General features: G+C 69.5%; 7 protein-coding genes. 1 reads left to right on the top strand and 6 read right to left on the bottom strand.

The genetic code is table 11. The annotated features are described in order from the left end of the window. Positions 1-306: 306 nt before the first annotated feature. From E5082_RS31445 to E5082_RS31435, 3 genes are all read right to left on the bottom strand, one after another. Positions 307-2451 carry a laminin G domain-containing protein gene (locus E5082_RS31445; RefSeq protein ID WP_229918851.1) on the bottom strand — a complete coding sequence of 715 codons (2145 nt, stop codon included), beginning with the start codon at positions 2449-2451 and terminating at the stop codon, positions 307-309. A gap of 365 nt (positions 2452-2816) precedes the next feature. Beyond that, positions 2817-2996, bottom strand: a complete 180-nt coding sequence (locus tag E5082_RS31440) for a hypothetical protein (protein ID WP_135794618.1) — start codon at positions 2994-2996, stop codon at positions 2817-2819. Further along, the gene (locus E5082_RS31435; protein ID WP_135794617.1) at positions 2993-3409 is read right to left on the bottom strand and encodes an ATP-binding protein; all 417 of its coding nucleotides are present in this window, start codon (positions 3407-3409) and stop codon (positions 2993-2995) included. Before E5082_RS31435 ends, E5082_RS31440 begins: the two co-directional genes overlap by 4 nt. A gap of 150 nt (positions 3410-3559) precedes the next feature. On the opposite strand from E5082_RS31435, the gene E5082_RS31430 reads away from it, so the two are divergent. Then, a complete protein-coding gene (locus E5082_RS31430) occupies positions 3560-4810 on the top strand; it encodes an NsdA family TPR-like regulatory protein (RefSeq protein WP_135794616.1) in 1251 nt (416 codons plus the stop codon). A 23-nt stretch (positions 4811-4833) separates the two neighbouring features. Here E5082_RS31430 and E5082_RS31425 read toward each other — a convergent pair whose 3' ends face one another. From E5082_RS31425 to E5082_RS31415, 3 genes are read right to left on the bottom strand one after another with little or no spacing between them, the layout of a single operon-like run. Continuing rightward, the gene (locus tag E5082_RS31425) at positions 4834-5550 is read right to left on the bottom strand and encodes an SDR family oxidoreductase (RefSeq protein WP_135794615.1); all 717 of its coding nucleotides are present in this window, start codon (positions 5548-5550) and stop codon (positions 4834-4836) included. Further along, on the bottom strand, positions 5547-5945 hold the full coding sequence (locus E5082_RS31420; protein ID WP_135794614.1) for a 5-carboxymethyl-2-hydroxymuconate Delta-isomerase: 399 nt from the start codon (positions 5943-5945) through the stop codon (positions 5547-5549). Before E5082_RS31420 ends, E5082_RS31425 begins: the two co-directional genes overlap by 4 nt. Positions 5946-5960: 15 nt before the next feature. Then, positions 5961-7388: an MFS transporter gene (locus tag E5082_RS31415; protein WP_229918850.1), complete on the bottom strand. Its 1428-nt coding sequence runs from the start codon at positions 7386-7388 to the stop codon at positions 5961-5963. Between the last annotated feature and the right edge of the window lie 180 nt (positions 7389-7568).

Below are 7568 nucleotides of genomic sequence, written 5' to 3'. Positions count from 1 at the left end.
TCGATCTTCCGGGTCTCCTTCCTGCGGCGTTCCAAGACGGCAGAAAGACGGGCACATTCGGGCAGTTGACCTTGCTGCCGATGGCTGGATCTGAGCGTGATCGCCGTTGTGCAACACCCTTTAGGGGCTGTTGCGAAAATGGGATCTTGCTCGCCTACAAGGGCGCCAGGAAGACCACTCACACGGGCGGGCCAGTTCAGCTTGGCTGCGAAGACGGTGTCCTCGCCGAGCCTGCAACAGCCGATGGCCCGCCGAAACTGGGTTTCGGCGGGCCATCGGAGAGCCTTTGGACTCAGCACGAACAGATCAGCACAGACAGGGATCCGTGGTCCAGCCCAGGCCGATCACGTCTTCGTCCCGCAGCGCACCGGAGTATGCCTGCACCTCGTCCACATCGCCGTGGAGGTACTCGCCCCAGCCGTCACCGGCTTTGCCCCGGCCGATCTGGAGGGCACCGGTGCTGTGCCAGCCGTTGGGGAGGGTCGCGGTCGCCTCGTCGCTCGTGTACCCGTCGAGGTAAAGCTTGATCTTGTCGGTCCCGTCGTCGTAGATGACGGTGAGTCGATGACCCTGTCCCTCGCCGCCATCTGCGCCCGTAATCTGGGACACCACCCTCTCGGGGGCTCCCACCTCGTCCTTCTCCGGCATTACCAGTTGCCAGCTGTACGTGGACGGCTCGTAGCGCACCTTGAACGCATCGGTGTGCTCGCCGGCCTGTGAGAGCACGGTCATCGGGTGGGCCGGCTCGGAGTCCGCGAGGCGAACGACGACGCCGATGGTGAAGCTGTCCCCGGTGTCCACGACGGGCCCGTCGGCAGCGGCGTACCCGGTCTCGCCGTCCAGGCGCAGATGCCCGTCGCCGGCGAGCGGCGGCGGTACGTAGGTGCAGTCGGGGTCGAGGTCGGGGATGCAGGAATTGTCGGAGCCGCGATAGATCGACGCTCCTGTGCCGAACTGCAGCGGGGCGCCGTCCGACTGCTCGGGACTCGCGCCGTCCGCCGCGTTCTCCAGCGACCAGTGGCCGAGCAGCTTCGGCTTGCGCTGTCCCAGTTCGGCTGCCTCGCCCGGCACCACGACCCGGTCGTGGACCTGTACATCACCGATGTCACCGTGCCACCGGTCACGATAGCCGGTAGTCCCGCGGGCACGTCCGATCTGAAACGCGCCGGCCGTCGCAGCGGGCTTCGCCTCTGCCGCGGTGCCGACCTCATGGCCGTTGACGTACAACTGCGCACGACCTGTTTCCGCGTCGTACAGCCCCAGCAGATGGGCCCACTCGCCGGTCTCCGGCGCGCCACCGGACACCCGCGCGCCCGCGATCACGAACGACCAGACGGGGCCGGGATCCTGGCTGCGAAGTCCGAGGCTGAAGCCGGGCGTCCCGTCCGCGTCCTGGCTGGCGACGGTCATGTTCCGGCCGGTCTCGGCGGGCCGCACCCAGGCGCTCACGGCGAAGGTCTTGCTGATGTCGGTGGCCGGCGCGTCAGGAGTGAGGTAGCCGTGGCCGCTTCCGTCAAGACTGACGGTGGAGGTGGCTCCGGTACCCGCGGGCGCGGGGCCACCGAAGGTCACGCCGGTGCCGGCACGTGCCTCGGTGCCCACCTCGGCGGAGGCGGAACGGGAGCCTGCCGGGTCGTCCAGCTTCCAGCGGGCGACAGGGGCATGCCCGGCCTTCACGTTGAAGTGGTACGACGACTCACCGCTGCTCCGGCCCGACCGGTCGATCGCGCGGACCGTCAGCGACTTGGGCCCCGAAGTGAGCGGTAGGTACGGAATGGTCGCAGCTGCGCCCGGCCGCTCGGCGGAGACGGTCCCGTAAGGGCCTCCCAGGAAGCCGTACGTGTACGACACTACGTCGTCGGAAGGCGAGTCCATGGTGAAGCGGCCGTAGACGCCCACCCCGTCCACCCAGAACACCGTCTCGGGGCTGGGGTACTCGGGGGAGCTGATCGTCGCCTTCTCGGGGTTCACGTCGTCGTACACGAACGAGCAGACCGAGCCGTTGCCCTCATCGCTCCATGCGGAGGTCGCCTTGCCGTCGTTCGCGCGGACATGCCAGGAGACGACCGTGTCAGCCGGGATGTCGGTCGGCATCGTCCAGTAGAAACGCGTCCCCGACGAGAAGGTGTCAGTGGTGTAGGTGCGGCGCTGCTCCACTCCCGCCGCGTCCGTCCACCACGCTTCGAACTCGCCGCTTAGCGGGCTCGATTCGCTGGGCCGGTTGTCCTCTTCGGGGTCGTACAACATGGCGCTGAGCCTCGGCGACTGCGGCACGTACGGCGTGTCGTCGCCCGTGGCGCAGGCCTTGCTCTGCGTCTGGAGGTCCTGGACGAGCGGCTGCTTCGGCGGCAGGTTGTCCACCGCATGCGCCGTACCGGCAGCAGCGGCCAGCAGCGCGGCAGCGCAGCTCCCCACCACCATCCGTCTGCGTCTGCCTGTCCTTCCGAACATGGTCAAGTGGCCCTCCCCTGTGAGTCTTTTAAGCTCGTGGATCACACGCGCCGCATGAAGCTAACAGAGGCCGCTGACATCGCCGAACAGGGTTTTCCCCTCACTTGTGGGCGGGGGCGGATACACCCCGGCGCCCCCAAAAGCACCCGGCCCGACACCGGGCACCTTCACATTTGCCGCAGTTCTGGGGACAGCCCTGATCGGCCGACCACGATGTCCGGCTGGAGTACTAGGAGCTGACGGGTAACTCCCGCGCCCGATGGCGAGCCTTGGCCCGTAGACCCTGCAAGCGGCCTGTGGAACGCGTTGTGGCGGTTCTGATCGAGGTTCAGCGGGAGGTCAAGTCGGGAGATGAGCTGCGACTCTCAGGTCTGCTCGTCGTTGCCCGGTTCGTCGCTTTTGGAGGCAATATCCGAAGCCAAGCTGCTTGTGTCATAGACAGAGTCCGTGCTGATCCGCAGGCAGCCGTCCGTACCGAACATGTCGATCAACTGCGACAAGTGGGCTCGGGCCGCGCTGCGCCTGGGGGACTCGCTGATACTCACCCGCGCTCCTCCAATTCCACCCACACGACCTTCCCCCACCGCCGCTCGTCCGTGCCCCAGGTCCTGGCGAGGGAGGTGACGAGGAGTAGGCCGCGTCCGTCCTCGTCGTCGGGCTTCGGGGTGCGCGGCTCGGGCATCGTGCGGGAGAAGTCCGCGACGGCTACCCGGACCGTGCGCGGGGCTGTGCGTTCCACCATCATGCGGATGGATTTACGCCGGGAGTGCCGCACGGCATTGGCAACCAACTCCGAGACGACCAAGGCGGCGTCGTCGACCAAGGTGTCCAGTCCCCAGGCCGTCAGCGCGATGCGTACGAGGCGCCGCGCGCCGGCCGCGCTCTCGCCGCTGCGTGGCAACGTTTCGCTGTAACCAGGGTGTCCAGTCTCGCGGGCCCGCGTTGTAGGTTGCGGCATGTCGGTCTGCTTTCTCAGATCGGCCGAGCTCCGGGGCCGTTCGCGCGGTCGCCGGAGCGCTCTGCGTTCAGGTAACCGGGGAGTGAGACCGGGCGGAGGAGCCAACCAGGGGGCCAGGGAGGGGCCACACTGCATGCAGAAGGGGGCTGTATGAGCAACACCAACGAGCGGCGACGGGAATTCGGCGCCTATCTCGCCAGACTGCGGCGGCACTCCGGGCGGTCTCAAGCTCAGTTGGCCGCCGCATTATGCGCTGCGTCGGGAACGCACTCCATCACCCGCAACGAAGTCTCACGGTGGGAGCGGGGCGCCCGAGTCCCGGATACGTGGCTGCCGTTCCTCGCTGTCGTCTTCGACGTGTCGCTCAGGGAACTGGAACAGGCTGCCGCCTACGCCCGGGGCGACACCCTCGCAACGCTTCCGGGGGCCGCGGCCACATTGGCCGACCTGCTGCCTGACGGTGATGTCCTGGCGCCCTTGGCAGCCCCTTGCGGGCGACGGATCGGCGCCACCACAGTGGAGGGACTGGCGGCTCGTGTGCACGGCCTGCGCCTCGCCGACGACGTACTGTCCGGCGGCGACCTGATCGCCCCCGCCTTCCGGGAACTGCGCGCGGCGGTCCGGCTGTACCGCGAGTCCGAGCACTCCGACGACACGGACCGCGGCCTGCTCGCGCAGATCGGGGAGCTGGGGCAGATCGCCGGATGGATCGCCTCGGACGCGGGGTGCGGTGCGGAGGCGGAGCGGGCGTACCGACTCGGCATTTCCGCGGCGCGGCAGGCCGGGGACGGGGTGCTCGTGGCGCAGCTCGCGAGCAGTCTCGGCTATCACCTGTCGAACAACGGACGCGAGCGCGAGGGCCTGGAGCTGACGCAGGCAGCCCTGGCAGAGGCCGGACCGGACGCCCCGGCCGTGACGCGCGCCCTGTTCCTCGACCGCTTGGCATGGGCGCACACGCAGGCCGGGGAGGCCCAGCCAGCCCTCCGCGCACTCGGCGAAGCGCACGCCGCCATGGACACCGCCGACGGGCCTCCGGCGCCGTCATGGGCGTACTGGGTGAGCCGCGAAGAGCTGGAGATCATGGACGCGCGGGTGTTCACCGAGCTGCGCCGGCCCTTGCGCGCGGTGCCCCTGCTTCAGGACGTACTGGGCCGGTACGACGCCACCCACGCCAGGGAAGTAGCGCTGTACCGCTCGTGGCTGGCCGTGGCCCTGGCCGACGCGAATGAACCAGAGCAGGCCGCCGAAGAGGCCCGGCAAGTCATCGACACTTCAGGAGACCTGTCCTCGGAGCGCACGGCCGCGCGGGCCCGCGCGGTTCTGCACCGGCTTAAGGAGTACGAGGACGTAGCCGAGGCGCGCGAGGTGCTGAGCGACTACGGCCGCCTGTTGCTCGCCTGACGAAGCGCCCGCCGCCCCCCGCCTCAGGCGATCATCCCTCCGCCATCCACAAACACAGTCGTCCCCGTCGCATACCCGTTGCCCGCCAGGAACAGCACCGCCTCCGCCACGTCCGACGCCTCCCCGACCCGCCCCAGCGGCAGCCGCTGCACGGCCGAGGAGTACATCGTGTCCCGAGCCGCAGCATCGAGGCCGTCCCACAGGGGGGTACGGAGGAGCCCCGGCGACACCGCGTTCACCCGAAGCGGCGCAGCCTCAAGCGCCAGCCCCCGCACCAGCGCCTCCAGCGCGGCGTTGATCGCGCTCTGGAGGGCGGACGCGCGGCTGGGGCGTTGGGAGAGGTAGCCGGAGACCAGGGTGAGGGAGCGGGTGGGGCGGACGGCGCGGGCGATGCGGTACGCGCCCCAGAACTTGCTGTCCATCGCCGCGTACGCCGCCTCCAGCGGGAGGGTGTCGACGCGGCCCATCGGGGTCTCGCCGGCCGTGACCACGACGTGGTCGAACTCGCCCGCCGTGGCGGCGAACTTGGCGACCTCGTCGTCCGAGCGGATGTCGAGGGTCTGGCCGGTGACAGGGCCGGCGAGGCCGGACAGGGCCGTCACCGCCTCGTCGATCCGCTGGGGGTTGCGGGAGACGATGACCGTGTCCGCGCCCTGTGCCGCGAACTCGCGGGCGGAGGCCAGGCCGACCCCCGAGGTGCCGCCGACGACAAGGACGCGCTGGTCCGCGTATGCGCTCATGACTGTTTCCGCTCCTGAGAGTTGGTCTGGTCGCCGGACCGCGTCCGGGCGAAGGTCGCGCGGTCCAGCTCGGTCACCTGGACGGAGATGTCGCAGGCCGTCTCGCGCAGGGTGGCCGGGAAGAACTCGGTCAGTACCGCGAGGGCCGCCTCACTGATGGCGGCGCGTGCCTCGACGGACTTGCCGGCGAACGTCCTGATGTCGAGGTTCACGAAGGACTGCTCGTAGCTGCCGTCCCCGATGAGGAACAGGTCCATCGGGACCGCGCGGCTCTTGAAGTCCTGGAGGCGGAAACCGCCCGCCTCCGCAAGGGTGTTGTGGAGCTTGCCGAACACGGCCGCCGGATCGACGTCGTCGCGGACGTTGCCGGAGTATTCGAGTACGAGGTGAGGCATGGCGCTCCCAGGGGGTCAGTGGGCCTCGGCCGGCTGGAGGTCGTCCGCGACCGGTGCGGGCACCGGACGGGGCCTGCGCGGGCCGAACGTGCTCAGGCCCGCGCTGACCGCGAGCGCGACCACCGCCGCGATCAGGGACGCCCGCAGCCCGGTCAGGAAGTGCCCGGAGGACGCCTGTCCCACGAGCAGACCCATCACGGCCACCCCGATGAGCCCGCCCAACTGACGCGAGGCGTTGAGGACTCCGGAGGCGATGCCCGCGTTGGCGGGGTCCACGGAGCCCAGCATGGCGTTGGTCATGGACGGCACCACCAGGCCGATGCCGAACCCGGCGACCACGAACTGCACCGCCATCCGCACGTACGCGTCCGAGCCGACGGCCGGGATCGTGGCCAGGTAGCCGACGGCGGCCAGCACGTTGCCGGTGATGAGCACCGACCGGGCGCCGTACTTCTTGACCAGCGGGCCGCAGGACAGGTTGGCGATCATGATGGCGGCCGTCATCGGCAGGAACGCCAGGCCCGCGGTGATCGGCGAGTAGTCCCAGACCTGCTGGAAGAACAGGCTGAAGACGAAGATGAGGCCGTAGAAGGCGAAGTTGAGCAGGACGCCGATGAGCGAGGTCGCCGAGAACGCGTGGCGGCGGAACAGGTGCAGCGGCAGCATCGGGTCGTGGGTACGGCGCTCGGCGGCGAAGAAACCGGCCAGCGCGAGCACGAAGACGACCAGGCAGGTCAGCACGGTGGCCGAGGTCCAGCCCTGCGCGTTCGCCTCCACGATCGCCCCGGTCAGGGCACCCAGGCCGACGACGGCCAGGAGCTGGCCCGGCAGGTCCAGCGAGCGGGCCACGGAGACGTCACGGGCGGGCGCCGGGCGGGCGTAGGCCCGGACGAGGACGATGCCGAGCGCGGCGATGGGGACGTTGACGAAGAAGATCGAGCGCCAGCCGAGCGCGTCCACCAGCAGACCGCCGACCACCGGGCCGAGGGCCAGCGCGAGGCCGCCGGCCGCCGCCCACAGGCTCACCGCGCGGGTGCGCTCGTGTGGGTCGGGAAAGTTGGTGTTCACGATCGACAGCGACGACGGCACGATCATCGCGGCGCCCACGCCCTGGAGGACCCGGGCGGCGATCAGCGCGACCAGCGTGGGGGCGGCGCCGCAGATCAGTGAGGTCACCGCGAAGAGCGCGAAGCCCCACATGAAGATCTGCTTGGGGTCGTAGCGGTCGCCCATGGCGCCGGCGGTCAGCAGGAAGGCCGCGAAGGTGAGGGTGTAGCCGTTGATGACCCACTCCAGGCCGGAGAGGCTGCCGCCGAACTCGGCGCCGAGGGCCTTGGTGGCGACGTTCACGACGCTGACGTCGAGGATGACGACGACGAAACCGAGGCATGCCGCGAACAGGGTCAGTCCTGGGCGGGCCTTGTGCGGTGAGGTCTGGGGCACGGGTCTTCCTTCCATGCGTGCCGAAGCGGGCGTAGGGGAGGCTGGAGTGCGGGAGCAGGGCGGTACGCCACCGGCTCCGGTAGACTGTTCGTCGAGGAGCGAACAGTCAGAGTGTACGCAGATCATCGAACACTCTGCAATCCGTACGCGCCCGGTGTGTACGGATCGAGTGAGACGGGA

Origin of the sequence: Streptomyces griseoluteus, from assembly GCF_004784465.1 — a bacterium.
GTDB classification, from domain to species: domain Bacteria; phylum Actinomycetota; class Actinomycetes; order Streptomycetales; family Streptomycetaceae; genus Streptomyces; species Streptomyces griseoluteus.
The sequence above is the reverse complement of the archived record's forward strand: the minus strand, read 5'-3'. Positions and strand labels throughout refer to the sequence as shown.

Coding starts and splice junctions, on each gene's coding strand:
- E5082_RS31445 (WP_229918851.1), bottom strand. CDS start 2,451: ATGTTCGGAAGGACAGGCAGACGCAGACGGATGGTGGTGGGGAGCTGC.
- E5082_RS31435 (WP_135794617.1), bottom strand. CDS start 3,409: ATGCCGCAACCTACAACGCGGGCCCGCGAGACTGGACACCCTGGTTAC.
- E5082_RS31430 (WP_135794616.1), top strand. CDS start 3,560: ATGAGCAACACCAACGAGCGGCGACGGGAATTCGGCGCCTATCTCGCC.
- E5082_RS31425 (WP_135794615.1), bottom strand. CDS start 5,550: ATGAGCGCATACGCGGACCAGCGCGTCCTTGTCGTCGGCGGCACCTCG.
- E5082_RS31420 (WP_135794614.1), bottom strand. CDS start 5,945: ATGCCTCACCTCGTACTCGAATACTCCGGCAACGTCCGCGACGACGTC.